The following is a 17176-nucleotide window of genomic DNA, read 5'->3' as shown; positions in this document are numbered from 1 at the left end:
GCCTACGGCTGGACCGTGTCGCCGAGCGCGACCAGCACCTCCCGAAGGGCATCGATCGCGGCCCGGGCCGTACCCGGCGCCACGTCGCGGAGCGCGGCGGCCTGCGCGGCACTGGCCGCCCGGACCGCCTCCTCGGCCACCGCCACCCCGCGGGCGGAGAGCCGCACCCAGGAGCTGCGCGCGTCCGACGGGTCGGCGTCGCGTTCGATCAGATCCGCCGTGGTCAGGCGGCGCAGCACGTTGCTGGTGCCGCCGGAGGTCAGCGCGAGTCGCTGGGCGAGCACCGACGGGCGCAGCCGGTACGGCTCTCCGGTCGACCGGAGGATCGCGAGGATGTCGTACTCCGCCTTGGTCAGGCCGAGCCGGGCGAGTTGCACCTCGGCGGGCGCGGTGAGCAGGGCGGCCAGCCGCGCGGCCCGTTTGCCCAGCTCCAGCTCGGCGCCGACCACGCCGGGCAACTCCCGATCCCACGCCTCGGCGATCTCGTCAACCGTGTCCCTGCCCACCCGGGAATCATACTTGCGCGGCAGAAAGCTTTATAGATAGCTTTTTAGAAAGCTTTGGAGGCGCAGATGAATCTCATGATCAAAGGTGGCCATCTGATTTCCGGGCACCGTGCCGACGTCCTCGTCCGGGATGGCGAGATCGTCGCGGTCGGTGCCGTCCCGGCCCCGGAAGCGACTGAAGTGATCGACGCGGACGGGCTGGTCGTCGCGCCCGGCTTCGTGGACGGGCACCGCCACGTCTGGCAGGCGCCGCTGCGCGGCACCGGCGCGGACCTGAGCCTGCCCGACTACTTCACCGCCGTGCTCGGCCGGGCGCTGAGCGCCTACGGACCACACGAGGCTCACCTCGCCACGCTGCTCGGCGCCGCGGAGGCGCTGGACGCCGGGATCACCACGGTCTTCGACTGGAGCAACACCACCCGGACGCCGGAACACACCGACGCGGTGCTGGACGCCTACACCGTGGCCGGCCTCCGCGCCGTCGTCGCGCACGGCAACCCCGACGACGAGCGGGACGTACGGCGCCTGGCGGACCGCCGTGGCCGCGTCACCGGCGCGCTCGCGATCCTCGGCGCCGATTACGGGCCCTGGGACGAGGCCGTACGGCAGATCGAACTCGGCCGGGAGTTGGGCCTCGTCGTCTCCATGCACGCCGGCGGCGGCCCCGGCTCGGCGCTGCGCCGCCTGCACGCCGCCGGGCTGCTCGGCCCGCATCTGCAACTCGTGCACGTCAACGCCATGACCGCGGACGACGCCAAGCTGCTCGCCGACACCGGTACCGGTGTCACCGTGACCCCGGTCGTCGAGGGCACGATGGGTCATGGCGCCTCGGCCTACAGCCGGTTCGCGGACGCGGGCGGCCGAGCCGGCCTCGGTACCGACGTCGCCGTCAACGCTCCGCCGGACCTGTTCGAGCCGATGCGTGACACCCTGCGTTCCCACCGCGCCCACACCGGCGCCATGTACCCGGCGGGCGGAATCCTTGCCGCCGCGACCGCCGACAGCGCACACGCCATCGGCCTCGGCGACACCGTCGGCGCCGTCAGCGCCGGCAAACGTGCCGACCTGATCCTGCTCGACGGCCTGACGCACCTGCTCGGCACCGTCGAACTCGCGGGAGCGGTCGTGACCTCACTCGGTCCGGCGAACGTCCACACGGTCCTGGTGGACGGACACATCGTCAAGCGCGACGGACGCCTGGTCGCCCTGAACCTGGCCCAGCTTCGCGCCGCGACCGCCGAGCTGAGTGCTCACGTTCTCCAGGATCGCAGTTGAAACCCTATGTAGCGAAATCCCTCGACCCTATGTAGAGTTTTGCCGCATGGCGTCATCCCCTCGTGTGACGGCCGCCGTAGCGGGAGTGCTGGAGGCGTTTCTCGCCGATCCGGCCGCCGAACGGTACGGCCTCGACATCATGCAGGCGACCGGCTACCCCAGCGGCACCGTCTATCCGATCCTCATCCGTCTACAGCGGGCCGGCTGGCTCACCGCGCACTGGGAGGAGATCGACCCGGTGGCGGCCGGACGACCGGCCCGCCGCTGGTACCGCCTCTCCCCGGACGGCGTCACAACCGCCCGGACCGAGCTTGCCGCATACCGGCAGCGGAACGCTCCGACGGGCTCGGGCGTGAAGGCGAGGCCGACATGGGCCTCGTGAACCGGATCATCGCCGCCTGCCTGCGCGCCGCGACCCGGCGGTGGCCGGCCGACGTCCGCGACGACATGGCCCAGGAGTGGGCAGCCGAGCTCAGCGCCTTGGAACGGCAGGGCGGCACCGGCTGGCAGCGCCTGGCCTTCGCACTGAGCCTCGCGACCACTCCACTGATCATCGACGAGGGCGGCGCACCGCGCGGCCGGTGGGAGTGGATGCGGGCCGGAGCGACACTTCGGACGGTGTCGCGGCTCCTGGTCGCCGGCGCCTTCGGAGTGGGCACCACGATGGCCATGCGCTCGGTCGTCGGCGGTCTGCTGCCCGAACAGGCCATCGGCGACGTGAACCAATGGATGCTGGCCAGCATCGTGACGACCGCGCTGATGACCGCCTATGCCGTCGTGATCGGCCGGTGGGCCGGCTCACGCGGCGCACCGCAGGCCGGGCCCGCCGGCAGCCTGGGAGTCGCCGCCACCGTGGTCCTCCCACTGGCCCCGCTGTTCCCGTTCGTCCTGGCCATGCTGACCGAGATGACACTCGTCCTGTGCCTGGTGACGACCGTCTGCTGGGCCGCGGCGACCGGCGCCCTGGCGGCAAGGGAGGTACGGGCGGCGAGCGTCGGCCGGCCCGCCCGGGCCTGGTCCTGGGTCGCGGCCGGGGCTGTCGGCCCGCTGGCCGCCGCGCCGTCGTCCGTCACACTGCTCCTGCAGGACCTTCCCGGCCTGCACAGTTACCTGTTCACCAACATCGTCAACGTCACCTTCCTGCTGCTGCCCTGGAGCGTGTGCGCGGTCGCGTTCGGTCGCTCGACGGTCCGGCTCTGGTCCACACCGGCCGTCCACGACCGGCCGGAGCCTCAACCGGAGGCCGAGACGGACACCGCCCTGACGCCTGCCGAGCCGATCCGGTGGTGGCGGGTGACCGTGGAACGGGTCGTGCTGGTGTCACTGGCCGCCACCTCGGCGGTGGTGTGGGCGCTGGGCGTGACGGTGCTTCAGCCCCTGAGCGAGCCGACGGGCCCGGACGCCTACGGTGAGAACAACACGTACTGGGCTCGGGAGCTGCGCTGGGGCGCGCTGATCGCGGGGATTCTCCTCCTGCTCGTCTACGTCCGGGGCGACCGGCGGGCCACCCGCGGCGTGCTGCTCGGGGGCGGTGCGTGGCTCGCGGCCGACATCTGCCTCGACCGGATCGATCCGACCTCCGGCACTGTCGGACTGGCGATCTGCGCGGCCGTCGTCGCGGTCCTCGCCTGCGCCGTCGCGGGCGATGTCCCGGTCGTACCCCGTCCGCGGGCTCTGCTGACCGTGGCGACCGTCGCGGCGATCATGTCCGTCATGGCGACCCAGAACGAGTCGCCGACCGACACCGAGCCGGCGCTCAACCTCGGGAGCGCGGCGGTCGGTTCGATGCTGGCCGCGGTCGCCGTCGTCGCGGCGGTACGCGCGGCCGGCTCCGTCAGCGTGCTGCGTGCCGTCGTGGCGGCGCCGATCGGGGTCGCCCTGGCAGCGGCGCCCTGGGCGCTGCGTCACCGCTACCCGCAACCGAACGACGCCCGGTACTACGGGGGTTTCGTCCTGGCCGCGCTGCTGCTGCTCGCCGTCGTGGTCCTCGCCGGACCGCGCCCGAGAACCTGGCAGCACTGGTTGCGCTATCCGGCCGCGCTGGCCGTCGGCGCGGTCACCCTGCCGGTGATGATGATGCCCCTGATGTACATGTTCATCATCCTGCCGTTCGGTAACGTGTTCACCGCGCTGGCCGACAACCCGCCGATCAACAGTGCCGACTCGGACATCGTCATGATCTTCATCGCGGTGCCGATCGGCCTCGTCCTCGGCCGCCTCCTGCGCGGCCTCACGTTCGGCAGGCCGTTACGACCCCCGGCGCCACGCCCCGCGGCCGCCCGGGTCAACCCCCGGCTCGCCCAACCCGATCCGGGGTGAACAAGCTGATCCAAGCCGATGACCCGCAGCGGCCATCCGGCCCGAGTTGATCTCAGGCCCGATGTCGGATGGACTGCTGTCCGGGCATCGGGCGGGGCGGGTTGCGGCTGACAAAGACCGCTCGTGGTTTCGAGGCCGCCCGATACCAGGAAGACCGACCGCGGAAACTCACGGTCCCGCTGGCGCTGTGTGTGGTGATCGCTCAGCGCCAGCCGAGCCCTCTCCAATACCACTCACCTCAAGTTGATCTTAGGTGCGGCGGTAGGCGGGCCTCTCGGGGATTGCTTGCGGGTGGATAGCTGTGATTGGTCGCCATGCGGTGTGGTCGGCGAGTTGCAGCCGGTCACGCCGCTCGCAGTGGGCGGCGGGGGTCGGCGGGTTGCAGCCGGTCACGCCGCCCGCAGTAGGCGGCGAGGGTCGGCGGGTTGCGGCCGGTCACGCCGCTCGCGGTGGGCGGCGGGGCGGGGTCGTCCCGGAATGCGGGTGGGTGGTCCTGGTAGGTGGGCCGTTGCGGCGACATCTCGGGTTTGCGCGGTGCTCGGCCCGGGGTCCCGTGCAAAGTTTCCGCGTTCGCGGTGGCGTCGGCTCGCGTCAGGGTCCGGCTGGTCGTCATGGTCGCGTCGACGCGGTTGTTACGTCGCTGTGGCCCAGCCGAAGTCGCTCGGCTGGGTCTGGCGGCTGTATCCCAGGCCGAGACACGACCATCAGCACCAGCCGGACCGTAAGTTTCCGCAATCCCGCCGTACCCCTGGGAAAGCAAACGCGCCCACCCCCGGACCGCAGGCAGCGGCCGGAACGGCGACCAGACGCGGACGGTGGCTGGCGAGCATCAGCGCCCACCCACGAGCCACAGGCGGCGGCCGGAACGGCGACCAGACACGGACGGTGGCTGGCGAGCGCCAGCACCCATCCGCCAACCGCCGGCCGCAGCCGAAACGGCGACCCGAAACGGCGACTCGAAACGGCGACTCGAAACGGACGGTGGCCGCGAGCGCCAGCGTCCACCCCGGACCGCAGGCGGCGGCCGGGACGGCGACCAGACGCGGACGGTGGCTGGCGAGCATCAGCACCCATCCGCCAACCGCCGGCGGCGGCCGGGACGGCGACCAGACACGGACGGTGGCTGGCGAGCGCCAGCACCCATCCGCCAACCGCCGGCCGCGGCGGCCACCCGGACTTGTCCAGCTTCGCGGAGCTGGCAGCGGACGTGCTGTCGGACGGCACCCCGGCCACGACGGCCGGTGACGCGATCGGCCCTGCGCGGCCCTGGTCAGTCGTCTATCCCGGCACCACTGAGCGACCGGCGGACGCGTAACCCGCGAACTGTGCCGAGGCCGGCCCTGGAGGAGGCAGCCCTCCAGGGCCGGCTGTCACATCCGGGCGATCGCCGTGGCCGGGTTCTCGATGGCGTCGGCGACGCTGCGCATGAAGCCCGCCGCCGTGCCGCCGTCGCAGACGCGGTGGTCGAAGACGAAGCTCATCTGCGTGATCTTGCGAATGCACAGCTCGCCGTCGACGACCCAGGGCCGGTCGATGATCCGCCCGAAACCCAGGATCGCGACCTGCGGGTACGGGATGATCGCGGCGCTGCCGTCGACCCCGAGGCTGCCGTAGTTGTTCAGCGTGAACGTGCCCGCCGACAGTTCGCGGGCCGTGGCGCGGCCATCACGGGCGACCGTGGTGAGCCGGCGGATCTCCTCGCCGAGACGGGTGGTGGTCATCGTCTCCGCGCCGATCACCGCCGGCACCACCAGGCCCCGCTCGCCCTGCACCGCGATGCCGAGGTCGATCCGGTCGAACTCGACGATCTCCTGCCGGTCGGCGTCGAACCGGGCGTTGAGCACGGGGTATTCGCGCAGTCCGGCCACCACGAACCGGGCCAGGTAGGCGAGCAGCCCGGGCCCGCCGGGGTTGCTCTCCCGCAGCTGCCACAGCCGGGTCGCGTCCACATCGACCCAGACGGTCGCCTCGGGGATCTCGGCGCGGCTGCGGCTCAGCGTGGTGGCCGCGGCCTTGCGGAATCCGGTGAGCGGCACCCGCCGCTCCCCCGCGACCGGCGCCGCGGGCTCGGTCAGCGCTCGCTCGACGTCGGCGCGGGTGATCACGCCGCCGCGCCCGGTCGGCTCGATCCTGCTGAGGTCGACGCCGTTGCTGCGGGCCAGATTGCGTACCAGCGGCGAGATGACCTGCGGCGGACGCACTCCGGCGCACCCGTTCGAGGCGGCCGCCGGAGACGCGACGGCGGCCGGGGAGGCAACGGCCGCTGAGGAAGCGACGGCGGCCGGGGAAACGGCAGCCGCCGGGGAGACGACAGCGGCCGGAGACGCGACGGCGGCCGGGGAGACGACGGCGGCCGGAGACGCGGCGGCGCGCGGCCTGCGCTTACGGGCCGTGACCGCGGTGCCCGAGGTGCCGTACCCGATGAGGACGTTGCCGGAGCCCGCCTGCTCCTCCTCCCGGTACGCCTCGGCCGCGACGGCCGCGGCGGCCGCCACCGTCTCCACGGTGATCAGCGGTTCGCCGACCGCGAGCGTGCTGCCCGCGCTCGCGTGCAGGGTGGCGATCCGGCCCGCGTACGGCGAAGGCACCTCGACGACCGCCTTGGCGGTCTCGACCTCGGCGATGCCCTGGTCCACGGCGACGATGTCGCCCTCGGCCACGAGCCACTGCACGACGACCGCCTCGGTGAGTCCCTCGCCGAGGTCGGGCAAACGAAAGATCATCACTGCTCCCACTGCAGGTCGTCGACGGCGTCGAGCACCCGGTCCACGCCGGGCAGCTGGAAGTGCTCGAGCTTCGGCGGCGGGTACGGGATGTCGAACCCGGCCACCCGGCGGATCGGCGCGGCCAGGCTGGTGAAGCAGCGTTCGGTGACCCGGGCGGCGATCTCCGCGGCGACCCCGGCGAAGCCGGCGGACTCGGCGACGACCACGGCGCGGCCGGTGGAGCGGACCGCCGCGCAGACGGTCTCGTCGTCGAACGGCACGATCGAGCGCAGGTCGACGACCTGCAGGCTGCGGCCCTCGGAGGCGGCGACCTCGGCCGCTTCGAGCGCCACCGGTACGGACGGGCCGTACGCGATCAGCGTGGCGTCGGTGCCGGCGCGGCGCACCACGGCCGTGCCGATGCCGGGCGCCCGTACCGGGAACTCGATCTCCTCCTTGCTCCAGTAGAGCTTCTTGGGTTCCAGGAAGACGACCGGGTCGGGGGCGGCGATCGCCTCGCGCAGCAGCGCGTACGCGTCGGCCGGGGTCGCCGGCGCGACCACGTGCAGGCCGGGCGTGTGGGCGTAGTACGCCTCCGAGGAGTCGCAGTGGTGCTCGACGCCGCCGATGCCGCCGGCGTACGGCACCCGGATCACCATGGGCAGCGAGACCCGCCCGCGGGTGCGGTTACGCATCTTCGCGACGTGGCTGACGATCTGCTCGAACGCCGGGTAGGCGAACGCGTCGAACTGCATCTCCACGATCGGGCGCATGCCGTTCATCGCCATGCCGACGGCCATACCGACGATCCCGGACTCGGCCAGCGGCGTGTCGAAGCAGCGCGCCTCGCCGAACTCGGCGGTCAGCCCGTCGGTGATCCGGAAGACGCCGCCGAGCGCGCCGACGTCCTCACCGAACAGGACCACCGACGGGTCGTCGGCCATGGCGTCGCGCAGCGCCCGGTTGAGCGCCTGCGCCATCGACAGCTTCTCGTGTACGTCGATCATCACCGGGCTCCTTCTCGGCTCAGTTCATCCGCGACCAGCGCTGCCTGTTCCCTCAGCTGCGGGGTCGCGCTCGCGTAGACGTACGCGAAAAGGTCTTCGGGGTTGGGTTCGATGTCCTGGTTGAGCCCGTCGCGCAGGTGCGCCGCCGCCCGCTCGGCGTCGGCGGTGAACCCCGCGTCCACGTCGTCGGTCAGCGCACCCCGGTCGCGCAGGTAGGCCCGCAGCCGGGTGATCGGATCGCGCTGCACCCAGGCCTCGACGTCGGCCTCATCGCGGTACCGGCTCGCGTCGTCGGCGTTGGTGTGCGCCTGCATCCGGTAGGTGTGCGCCTCGACCAGCTGCGGCCCCTCCCCGGCCCGCGCCCGCTGCACGGCCGCGCCGAGCACGGTGAGCAGCGCCGCCATGTCGTTGCCGTCCACGCGTTCACCGGGGATCCCGTACCCGATGCCCTTGTGCGCCAGGGACGGCGCCGCGGACTGGCGCGACAGCGGGACGCTGATCGCGTACTCGTTGTTCTGGACGAAGAAGACGACCGGGGCCTGGAAGACCGCGGCGAAGTTGAGCGCCTCGTGGAAGTCGCCCTCGCTGGTGCCGCCGTCGCCGCACATCGCCATGACGACGGTCGGCTCGCCGCGCAGCCGGGCCGCGTGCGCGACCCCGACCGCGTGCGGCAGCTGGGTCGCCAGCGGCGTCGCGTGCGGCGCGACCCGGTGCTCGTACGGGTCGTACCCGCAGTGCCAGTCGCCCTTGAGCAGGCTCAGCGCCTCGACCGGATCGACGCCCTTGACCACCGCGGCGACCGTGTCGCGGTAGGTGGGGAACAGCCAGTCCGCCGCGTCGAGGACCTGCGCCGCCGCGACCTGGCAGGCCTCCTGCCCGTGCGAGGACGGGTAGACGGCCAGCCGGCCCTGCCGGACCAGCGCGTACGCCTGGTCGTTGAGCCGGCGCGCGGTGATCAGCGCGCCGAGGGAGCGGAGCAGGGTCGCGTCGTCCGGGACGGCGCCGACCGCTTCTCCGGTGGCGTCGATGAGGGTCACAGGTGCGTCGGACGGCAGCAGCCGACGGGAGTCAGGCGTCATGCGGTAATGGTGTGGCCCAGGACACTCCTGTTCCATAATCTGAGAAAGATCAAGAACATTGCGCTCCGGGTACGACCTCAGAGGGCCAAACGTCCAACTGAACGGGCGTTCGGGAAGGGAGATGAAGACAGGTGGCCGACGCACTCGACGACATCGACCGGCGGATCCTGGCCGAACTCAGCCGTGACGGGCGCATGCCGATCCGGAAACTCTCCGAGACCCTGCACATCTCCCGCGCCAACGCGTACGCCCGCGTCCAGCGGCTGCGCGAGACGAATGTGATCAAAGGGTTCCGCGCCGACGTCGACCACGTCGCGGCCGGGATGGGCACGTCGGCGTACGTCACGGTGAACCTGCACCAGGCGGACTGGCGCCCGGTCGGCGAACGGCTGCGGATGCTGCCCGGCGTCGTGCACATCGCGCTGGTCGGCGGCGAGTTCGACGTGATCCTGCTGGTCCGGGCGAAGGACAACGCCGATCTGCGCCGGTTGGTCCTCGACGAGATCCAGGGCATGCCGGGCGTGGTGAACACCCGGACGCTGCTGGTGTTCGAGGAGTTCGAGCCCCCGATGACCGGGTCCTGAAACGGGTGAATTCAGCACCAAATCCGCTCATGGGAGGACTCTCCGGCGCAGAATGTCTGCACCATGGAAACTCCCCCGCGATCGTTAGCGCTGCTCGCCGCCCTGGCGTTGGCCCTGCCGCTCGGCGTACTCCCGCTGCACGCGGCGTCCGCGGCGTCGGAGAGCGCGCCTGACGGACACATCCCGCTGGCCACGCTGCGGGAGGCGACACTGGACGTGCCGGCCTGGCCCGCCGACGACGTCCAGGGCCCGTCCGGCCCGCTGCGCTTCGACGACGGCTCGGTGCCGATCCCGCATCGCGCGGTGCCCGACGGCCGACCGCCGTACGGGGAATCCGTCATCATCCTGTCGGTCGCCTACGGCGACGTCGACCACGACGGCGCCGAGGAGACCATCGTCGTGCTGGGCTGTCTGATCGAGGGCGGCAGCAAACAGATCGTCGCGTACGACCGCGACACCGCCGGCCACATCGTCTCCCTCGGCCGGGTGGCCGTCACCACCGGCCAGGTCCGCGACCTCCGCGACGACAGCGTCCGGGTCAGCGGCTCCGGCGTCGTCACCGCGCGGGTCGCCGACTACCAGCGCTGCTGCGACGACCGGACCCCGCAGACCTGGCAGACCCGCGGGTACGCCCTGCGCGGCGACCGGTTCGAACAGGTCAGCGGCCCGACCCGGATGCCACCGAACCCGCACGTGACCGACACCCGGATCAGCACCGGCGACCTGGTGCTCGGACAGCCGACCGGCGGATACCGCTACGGAACCGTCGACGTGACCGTCACCCACGTCGGCGGCACCCACCCGGAGAAGGTCACCCTGTCGTTCTACCCGCCCACCGGCCTGGAACGCACCGGCGACGACTGGCCCGCGGTGACCACCGAGCCGGACTCGTTCAGCGTGACGGTCGCGGCGCCCGCGGCCGGTGGCAGCGTCACCCACACGTTCGCGTTCCGGCGGCCGGCAGCGTCGACCGGCGGCGACCTGTCGATCCTGCTGGCGACGGTTCCGCAGATGGGACCGGCGCTTCCGTGGACCGTCGACGCCACGCCCACGATCCGCACCGGTCCGAGCCGGCCATAGAGGGCTCCGGACCTTTCGGGCTGATCCGTCCGGTGGCCGGCCGGTTCACCATCGGTACCGGCCGGCCGGAGGAGCGCGGGCTCAGCCCCGGTAGGCGGCGAAGATGCGGCTGAACTCGTACGGCTGCTGGGGGATGTTCGTGCACATGTACAACGCCCCGGTGCAAGCGTTCTTGTCGCGGCCCAGCTCCCAGAAGCTCAACATCCCGAGGTGCTTGTTCTGGGCGAAGGTGACCAACTGCCGGGCGTCGGCCTGGTCGTAGATGTGGCCGTCGTCATTCGCGCCCAGCATCGGAGTCACCCCGACCATCTTCCACAGCTCGGCGTCGGAACGACCGGCGTAGAGCGACTTGAGCTGGTTGAACGTCGAGTTCGCGGCGTCGACGGCGAAATTGCCGTAATCGCCGTTGCGGTAGTAGTCCATCGCCATGACGTTGACCAGATCCACGGTGACACCGGCGTCGCGCGCCGAGCGGACCACGTTCAGCCCGTCGGCGGTCAGACCTTCCGGCAGCACCGGCAGCGTGAACGACACCCGCAGCCCGGGATTGGCACGCTGCAGCGCCGCCAGCGCCTGCGAGCGCCGGGTCACCGAGGCGGGGTCCGCGGTCGCACTGCCCTCGATGTCCAGGTCGATGTACTTCAGGTGGTACGCGGTCACCACGGCCTGGTACTCGGCCTGCAACGCGGACACCGTGGTGCACGCCTGCGCCAGCTCGATGCCCGTCGCGCCACCGAACGAGATCTTCACGTCGCCGCCGGCGGCACGGACGGCGTCAACCTGGTCGCGCGCCCAGCCCTGCCGCGGGTCGTAAGCGTTGAACCACATGGCCTTGCAGGCGGACGCGGTGATGAACGCCAGCGTCACGTTCTTGAGATTTCCGCTGCTCACCATCGCGGGCAGGCTGGGCGTCGGCCACGCGCCCATGTCGACGTACGGGGCATGCGGCAGCCCGGCCGTCGCCGGTGGCGGTGAGGTCGGCCCGGTGGTGGGCGGCGTAGTAGGCGGCGTGGTGGCGTCGCAGGCGCCGAGATCCTCCCAGAGGGACGCCGCCGCGACGGGATTCCATCCGGCGCCGACCGGTGGCGTGTGCGCGACCCGGGCCCGATAGAGGCGCCCGGAGTACGTCACCTGGGCACCGACGGCGTAGCTGGTGCCCTCGGCCCAGGCGGGAGCCGCACACGCCACCATGATCGAGCCGACGGGCTCGGCGGAGACGGCGGGCGACGTCATGATCCCCGCGGTGGCGGTCAGGGCGGCCGCGACCAGCGCCACCCATCGGTACGAACGTCTCATAACATCTCCCCTGCTCGAAAATTACATCGAGCGTGATAGATGTTACGGCAAACTGTCAACACTCTTAATAGTTACGGGCCCAGTTCGGTGTCCAGGTTCGAGCGGTGTCGTGGCCGACCGGCCTGGCGCCGAGGTGGCCGCGGAGGGTGGCCAGTGCCGGATGGCGATTGTCGCGGTGCCAGAGGAGCGAGTGCGGGTAGACGGGCGTCGGGTCGGTGACCGGGATCCGGCGCAGGCCGTGGCCGGTGGGCCAGACGAGGCGGGTCTGTTCGCCGATGAAGGTGGCCAGCGTCGGGGTGTCGGCGACGGTGTCGAGGAGATCGTCGGCGCCGAGATTGGGGCCGGTCGCCTCGATGGTGAGGCCGAACTCGGCGACGAGGTCGTCGTAGTAGGCGGCCCACTCGGTGCCGGGGGCGATGCCGGGCATCCAGATCCGGTGCCCCGCGAGTTGGGCGACGGTCACCGACCTGGCTGACGCCAGCCTGTGAGCGGGGCCGGTGAGCAGCTGGAGCGGCTCGTCGAGCACCCGGACCGACTCGACGTCCTCGGGCAGGGGGCGGCCCGGCATGGCGACGGCGCGGAAGGACACGTCGATGGCGCCGGACCGGAGGGCGGCGACGGCCGTCTCGACGTCGAAGAGTTTCATCACGTCGAGCTCGATCTCGGGATGCGCCCGGTGGAAGCCGCGGATCAGGCCGGAGGTGGCGAGGCGGGAGGCGATCACGTCGACGCGTAGCGGTCGGTGGCCGGGGCGTACCGACGCGATCGCGCGCTCGGCGGCGCGCAGCAGCTCGCGGGCGTGCGGGAGGAGGGCCTGCCCGTCGATGGTGAGTTCAGCGCCGCGCGGTGTGCGGGCGAACAGTCGCACACCGAGGTTGCGCTCCAGCGCGGCGACGCGTTTGGAGACGGCCTGCTGGGTGATCGACAGCTCGGCGGCGGCCTCCTGGAACTGGCCCGCTTCGGCAACGGCGACGAAGGTGCGTACGGCGTCGAAATCCACATCGCGGACCCTACCCGCACAACTCGAGGTTGTTTCTCTTCGGCGTGGCGGTTGTTTGATTAGCAGTTCGTCCGCCTGCTTGGATCTCGTCCAGTCAACTCGAAGTTGTCTGGTTCGAGATCGCGAAGGGCTGGGGCATGATGACCGGAAGATCGCTGGGGCGGCCGTTCGGATGGCTCTGGGCGGCGTTCACGATCAGCACCTTCGGCACCTGGCTCGGCTTCGACGCGTTTCGGTTGACCGCGATCCTGGTGCTGCACGCCAGGCCGATCGAGGTGTCGCTGCTGTCGGCCGCGGGGCCGGCGGTCGGGGCGGTGGTCGCGATCCCGCTCAGCCGGTGGGTGGAGTTCCGCCGCAAGCGGCCGGTCATGGTGACGATGGACCTGCTCCGGTTCGCCGCGCTGATCAGCGTCCCCGCCGCGTTCGCCCTCGGATGGCTCACCTTCACCCAGCTGGTGCTCGTGTCGATCGTCGCCGCCGCGGCGGACATCACCTTCCGGGCGGTCAGTGGGGCGTACCTGAAAGGTCTGATCCCCCGCGCGGACCTGCTCGTCGCGAACGGCCGTTTCGAGGCCACCACCTGGACGGCCACCGTGGTCGGACCGCCGCTCGGCAATGCCGCGATCGGGTTGTTCGGTCCGGTGACGACCGTGGTGGTCGACGCGGCGAGTTACCTGCTCTCGGCGCTGGGAATCCGGGCGATCGCAGGGCGGGAGCCGCATCCCGACCGCAGCGACCGTCCACAGCGGCGGGACAGTGGCCTGTTCGACGGATGGCGCTACCTCCGCACCCACCCGGTGTTACGCCCGCTGTTCTTCAACACGGTCCTGGTGAACGGCCTGATCATGGCGAATGCACCGCTGCTGGCCGTCCTCATGCTCGACCAGCTCGGATTCGCACCCTGGCAGTACGGCCTCGCCTTCGGCGTGCCGTGCGTCGGCGGACTGATCGGCTCACGATTGGCCCACCCGCTCGTCACGCGGTTCGGAGAGCGCGGGGTGCTGCTCGCCGCCGGGTCACTGCGCGCGTTCTGGCCGATCGGGCTCGCCTTCGTCGGGCCCGGCACGGCGGGGCTCGTCCTCGTCCTCACCGTCCAGTTCGGGCTGGTCGCCTGCGTGGGCGTGTTCAATCCGGTGCTCGCCACCTACCGCCTTCACCAGACGGCGACGGAGCGGGTCACCCGCACCCTGTCCGCCTGGTCGATCACCAGCAACGCCGTCATCGCCGCGATGACCGCACTGTGGGGCCTGCTGGCCGCCGTCACCAGCCCGCGGCTCGCGATCGCGATCGCCGGTCTTCTGCTGCTCGCCACTCCGCTCCTGCTGCCCGGACGCGCTCGCACCCCGCGCCCGAAGGGTCGGGTACCGTCGCTGACGCCCTCGACAGCGACGCCGTCGCACGTCCCGCCAGAGCGGAACGAAAGAGAGTCACTCAGCGGGGGTATCGACAGGGTGATCCGGCTCCGGTCTTCTTAACTCGCCGCGCCGGTCGACCGATCGGGGCGTTGAACGGGAATCAACGACTAGGACGTGGGAGCACCGATGCGCGGTCGCCAAGCTGGTTTCGCGGCCAGGACAGCCGGCGTCGTCGTCGTAGCGACGCTGGGCCTCGCGCTGACGTCGGCATGCGGCTCCGGAGCCGGTCCGGCGGAGGAATCCACGAACGCCCCCTCCGCGGTTCGAACGACTCCCGCCAAGGAGCAGCGGGAGCAGGCTTCCCCTTCCGCCGCTCCTGCGAAGAAGAGCCCTGCCCCGGCGGCCGCGTCGACTGTCAAGGTTCCCAACGGGGTCGGACTGGACTACCAGTCCGCTCAGGACCTGTGGCGAGCGGCCGGACTGATCGTCGCTCCCGCCACAGACGCCACCGGCGCACATCGCCTGCCGGTCATCGATTCGAACTGGGTCGTGTTGTCGCAGGACCCGAAGGCCGGGACGAAGGTTCCGAAAGAATCGATCATCACCGCCACGGTCAAGAAGTACTCGGACGACTGATGCGGTGAGTCCAGCCCGGGTCATTCGTGGGTGTCGAGGATTCGTTGCATGGAGCCGATCTCGACCCGCTGATCGGCGATGACGTGCCGGGCCAGGCTGATCACCCAGGGGTTGTCGGCCATCGGGAGCATCTGGGTGGACATCTCGACCGCGCCCCGATGGTGAACGATCATGAGCTGGAGGAACAACCGGCCCGCCGCGGCGCCGGAGGACCGCCGCAGGGAGCGGATCTGGGCTTCGGAGAGTACGGCGGACGTGTGCTCGTGCCCCGCCGGCTTCCCCGCCCCCCACGCTTTCAGGAACTCCGTCATGTCGGCGGCCTCACCGGCCTGCGTCGCGGCGATGTGGTCGGCGAGATTGGCGGTCCGGTACGGCACCCCGCCGCGCTCGTGCAGGATCCGCACCAGGCGCAGCGCCTGCCGGTGGTGCTCGGCCATGTGGGCGACGTAGGCGAGCTCCACCGGCATCGGCGCCGGCACCGCCACGGCCGAGCCGACGGATCCGGGAGCCACGGCCGCCGGGCGGGGCGCGGGCGCGTCGCACGCCGGCAGGGCGGCGAGCAGGACCACACACCCGACCATGCCGAGAAGATCGCGTCCGGCCGTCCGGAGTAGATCGCGCGCCGTCATCGCCGGCCTCCCGACGGAGCGGGCTCGACGACCGTCAGGATCGCCGCCGCCGAGGTGCTGGTGTCGACCCTCGCCGAACCGCCGTACGCCACGGTCAGCGTGTGCTGGCCGACGGGCAGGGCACGCAGTCTGATGGTGCGGCGCCCGTGGTCGGTCTTCCTGATGTTCGAGATCGCCACGACCCGGTCGCCGTCCCGGACCGTCAGGACTCCCTCGGCGATCTGTCGCGGGTCCTCCGGCCGCACCGCGACCCTGATGACGACACGGCGTCCGGCCGGGACCGTGGCGCCGGCGAGCTCGAGGGTGGTGCTGGAGCCCAGGCTGGGCGTGACGCCGCCGTTCTTCTCCCGCTCGGCCGCGACGAAGCCGTTGCGGTGCTCGCGGCTCGGCGGGGTCAGCGGGGACTGGGCGGAGAAGTCGTGCGGATACAGGGTGAAGCCCTGCCAGTGCACCGGCATGGGGCTCTGGTCCTCGTCCCGGACGATGTGGTGGAAGCCGACGTTCACCCAGGCGATCGGATGGACGAGCCGCTCACCGTTCGCGTAGTCCATCACCGTCTCGTTGGCGCACGAGACGTCGTTGTTGTACATCGGCAGTTGCTCGCACGTCTTGCGGGTGGTGAACGCCAGCGCGTTGCGCAGACTGGGATGTGCCGGGTAGGTGTCGTTCTTGCCGAAGACGATGTCGTAGCCGCGCGGATGCCCGTCGGCGTTGCGGCTGGACGGGCTGTAGACCCGCCACGCCCGGCGGCCGGCGAGGTTCAGCAGCGACTCCCTGCGGATCGTGGTGCGCCGGGTCACGAGGACCGCGGACTGGCCGCCGCGCGCGCCGGTCCAGATGGTGTCGCTCTGCTCGATCTTCTGGTCGTTCTTGCCGCCGATGCCGAAGTCCACCCGCCAGACGGCGCTGTGGTAGTGCGATCCGGAGTAGTCGCGGTTGCCCCTGCCGAGCGGCCAGCCGTAGTTGCGTGCCTGTATGCGGGCGAGCCCGTCGGTCCAGATGCTCGGGTTGACCTCGCCGGTGGCGCCGAGGGCGACGTCGATCTGGCCGTTGTCGGCGAACTGGTAGTTGGTCTCGTACTCGTAGTTGCCGACCGCCGAGATGAAGCTGACCATCAGGACCGTGCTCTGCGCGGTGAGCAGCGGCTGCTCGGCGGCGGTGTGCCATTTGGAGCGGTACGCCAGACCCTTGGTCATCTCCCGGACGCAGAGCACCGGCTGGTCCCTCTCCACCCAGTGCCCGTCCAGGTCGGTGTGGCCGCCGTGGGCGGTGAGGATCTCGCCGCCGGGGCATTCCGCGGCGGTCATGTCGCTGGCGCGCCGGCCGAAGCCGTAGCCGATCAGGTCCTCGAACTCGGCGGTGCCGATGTCGTAGGGCACCTGCATCTGGACCGGGGCGATCGAGTTGAGCACCTGGATCGGCGCCGGGTCCTTCCGGCCCTGGAAGGCGACCTTCTCCAGGACCAGACCCTTGTAGTCGTCGATGTGCCAGCACATCTGCCAGCCGGTGCCGGCGGCGAGCTTCCTGTGGACGAGGGAGTCGCCGGAGCAGTAGACGGAGGCTGGGCCGGCATGCGCGGTCCGCCCGGCCGGGTCCGCCACGACCAGGCCGGTGGTGGCCAGGACGATCGCGAGGAGCAGTCGCATCCCGTGCCCGCTCATGCCGCCACCTCCGCTTCGCTCCGGCGCCGACATGAGCCAACAAC

The 17176-nt window shown here is 71.3% G+C and carries 16 protein-coding genes; 7 read left to right on the top strand and 9 right to left on the bottom strand.

Going from position 1 to position 17176, the window contains the following annotated elements; translation table 11 throughout:
• Positions 1–2: 2 nt before the first annotated feature.
• Positions 3–506: a MarR family winged helix-turn-helix transcriptional regulator gene (locus tag CHC09_RS34590; protein ID WP_089297470.1), complete on the bottom strand. Its 504-nt coding sequence runs from the start codon at positions 504–506 to the stop codon at positions 3–5.
• A gap of 66 nt (positions 507–572) precedes the next feature.
• On the opposite strand from CHC09_RS34590, the gene CHC09_RS34585 reads away from it, so the two are divergent.
• The 3 genes from CHC09_RS34585 to CHC09_RS34575 are packed head-to-tail and all read left to right on the top strand — an operon-like array spanning position 573 to position 4100.
• Complete coding sequence (locus CHC09_RS34585; protein WP_089297469.1) at positions 573–1781, top strand: amidohydrolase family protein; 1209 nt, start codon at positions 573–575, stop codon at positions 1779–1781.
• 46 nt (positions 1782–1827) lie between these two features.
• Positions 1828–2163 carry a PadR family transcriptional regulator gene (locus CHC09_RS34580; protein ID WP_089297468.1) on the top strand — a complete coding sequence of 112 codons (336 nt, stop codon included), beginning with the start codon at positions 1828–1830 and terminating at the stop codon, positions 2161–2163.
• Complete coding sequence (locus tag CHC09_RS34575) at positions 2151–4100, top strand: hypothetical protein (protein WP_089297467.1); 1950 nt, start codon at positions 2151–2153, stop codon at positions 4098–4100. Before CHC09_RS34580 ends, CHC09_RS34575 begins: the two co-directional genes overlap by 13 nt.
• A 343-nt stretch (positions 4101–4443) precedes the next feature.
• Here the strand turns inward: CHC09_RS34575 and CHC09_RS45680 are convergent, their stop codons facing one another.
• The 4 genes from CHC09_RS45680 to CHC09_RS34560 form a co-directional block, all read right to left on the bottom strand.
• Positions 4444–4713, bottom strand: a complete 270-nt coding sequence (locus tag CHC09_RS45680) for a hypothetical protein (protein WP_143232773.1) — start codon at positions 4711–4713, stop codon at positions 4444–4446.
• Positions 4714–5470: 757 nt separating this feature from the next.
• A complete protein-coding gene (locus CHC09_RS34570) occupies positions 5471–6823 on the bottom strand; it encodes a dihydrolipoamide acetyltransferase family protein (protein WP_089297466.1) in 1353 nt (450 codons plus the stop codon).
• Positions 6823–7812 carry an alpha-ketoacid dehydrogenase subunit beta gene (locus tag CHC09_RS34565; protein ID WP_089297465.1) on the bottom strand — a complete coding sequence of 330 codons (990 nt, stop codon included), beginning with the start codon at positions 7810–7812 and terminating at the stop codon, positions 6823–6825. Before CHC09_RS34565 ends, CHC09_RS34570 begins: the two co-directional genes overlap by 1 nt.
• Positions 7812–8891, bottom strand: a complete 1080-nt coding sequence (locus CHC09_RS34560) for a thiamine pyrophosphate-dependent dehydrogenase E1 component subunit alpha (protein WP_089297464.1) — start codon at positions 8889–8891, stop codon at positions 7812–7814. The genes CHC09_RS34565 and CHC09_RS34560 overlap by 1 nt, the downstream gene beginning before the upstream one ends.
• Before the next feature lie 131 nt (positions 8892–9022).
• Between CHC09_RS34560 and CHC09_RS34555 the strand changes: the two genes are divergently transcribed.
• Both CHC09_RS34555 and CHC09_RS34550 read left to right on the top strand, forming a co-directional pair.
• Entirely contained in the window at positions 9023–9475 is a 453-nt protein-coding gene (locus CHC09_RS34555; RefSeq protein WP_089297463.1) for an Lrp/AsnC family transcriptional regulator, read from the top strand.
• A 63-nt stretch (positions 9476–9538) separates the two neighbouring features.
• Entirely contained in the window at positions 9539–10555 is a 1017-nt protein-coding gene (locus CHC09_RS34550) for a hypothetical protein (RefSeq protein WP_143232772.1), read from the top strand.
• 81 nt (positions 10556–10636) lie between these two features.
• Here CHC09_RS34550 and CHC09_RS34545 read toward each other — a convergent pair whose 3' ends face one another.
• Complete coding sequence (locus tag CHC09_RS34545; protein ID WP_089297461.1) at positions 10637–11851, bottom strand: carbohydrate-binding protein; 1215 nt, start codon at positions 11849–11851, stop codon at positions 10637–10639.
• A gap of 64 nt (positions 11852–11915) precedes the next feature.
• A complete protein-coding gene (locus CHC09_RS34540; RefSeq protein WP_089297460.1) occupies positions 11916–12851 on the bottom strand; it encodes a LysR family transcriptional regulator in 936 nt (311 codons plus the stop codon).
• 137 nt (positions 12852–12988) lie between these two features.
• Between CHC09_RS34540 and CHC09_RS34535 the strand changes: the two genes are divergently transcribed.
• The gene (locus CHC09_RS34535; protein ID WP_089297459.1) at positions 12989–14326 is read left to right on the top strand and encodes an MFS transporter; all 1338 of its coding nucleotides are present in this window, start codon (positions 12989–12991) and stop codon (positions 14324–14326) included.
• A 66-nt stretch (positions 14327–14392) separates the two neighbouring features.
• Positions 14393–14842 carry a PASTA domain-containing protein gene (locus tag CHC09_RS34530; protein ID WP_089297458.1) on the top strand — a complete coding sequence of 150 codons (450 nt, stop codon included), beginning with the start codon at positions 14393–14395 and terminating at the stop codon, positions 14840–14842.
• A 20-nt stretch (positions 14843–14862) separates the two neighbouring features.
• Here the strand turns inward: CHC09_RS34530 and CHC09_RS34525 are convergent, their stop codons facing one another.
• Positions 14863–15471: a DUF305 domain-containing protein gene (locus CHC09_RS34525; RefSeq protein ID WP_089297457.1), complete on the bottom strand. Its 609-nt coding sequence runs from the start codon at positions 15469–15471 to the stop codon at positions 14863–14865.
• Entirely contained in the window at positions 15468–17132 is a 1665-nt protein-coding gene (locus tag CHC09_RS34520) for a copper amine oxidase (RefSeq protein WP_179277410.1), read from the bottom strand. Before CHC09_RS34520 ends, CHC09_RS34525 begins: the two co-directional genes overlap by 4 nt.
• Positions 17133–17176 lie beyond the last annotated feature (44 nt).

The organism is Actinoplanes regularis (assembly GCF_900188005.1).
Lineage (GTDB): Bacteria > Actinomycetota > Actinomycetes > Mycobacteriales > Micromonosporaceae > Actinoplanes > Actinoplanes regularis.
The sequence above is the reverse complement of the archived record's forward strand: the minus strand, read 5'-3'. Positions and strand labels throughout refer to the sequence as shown.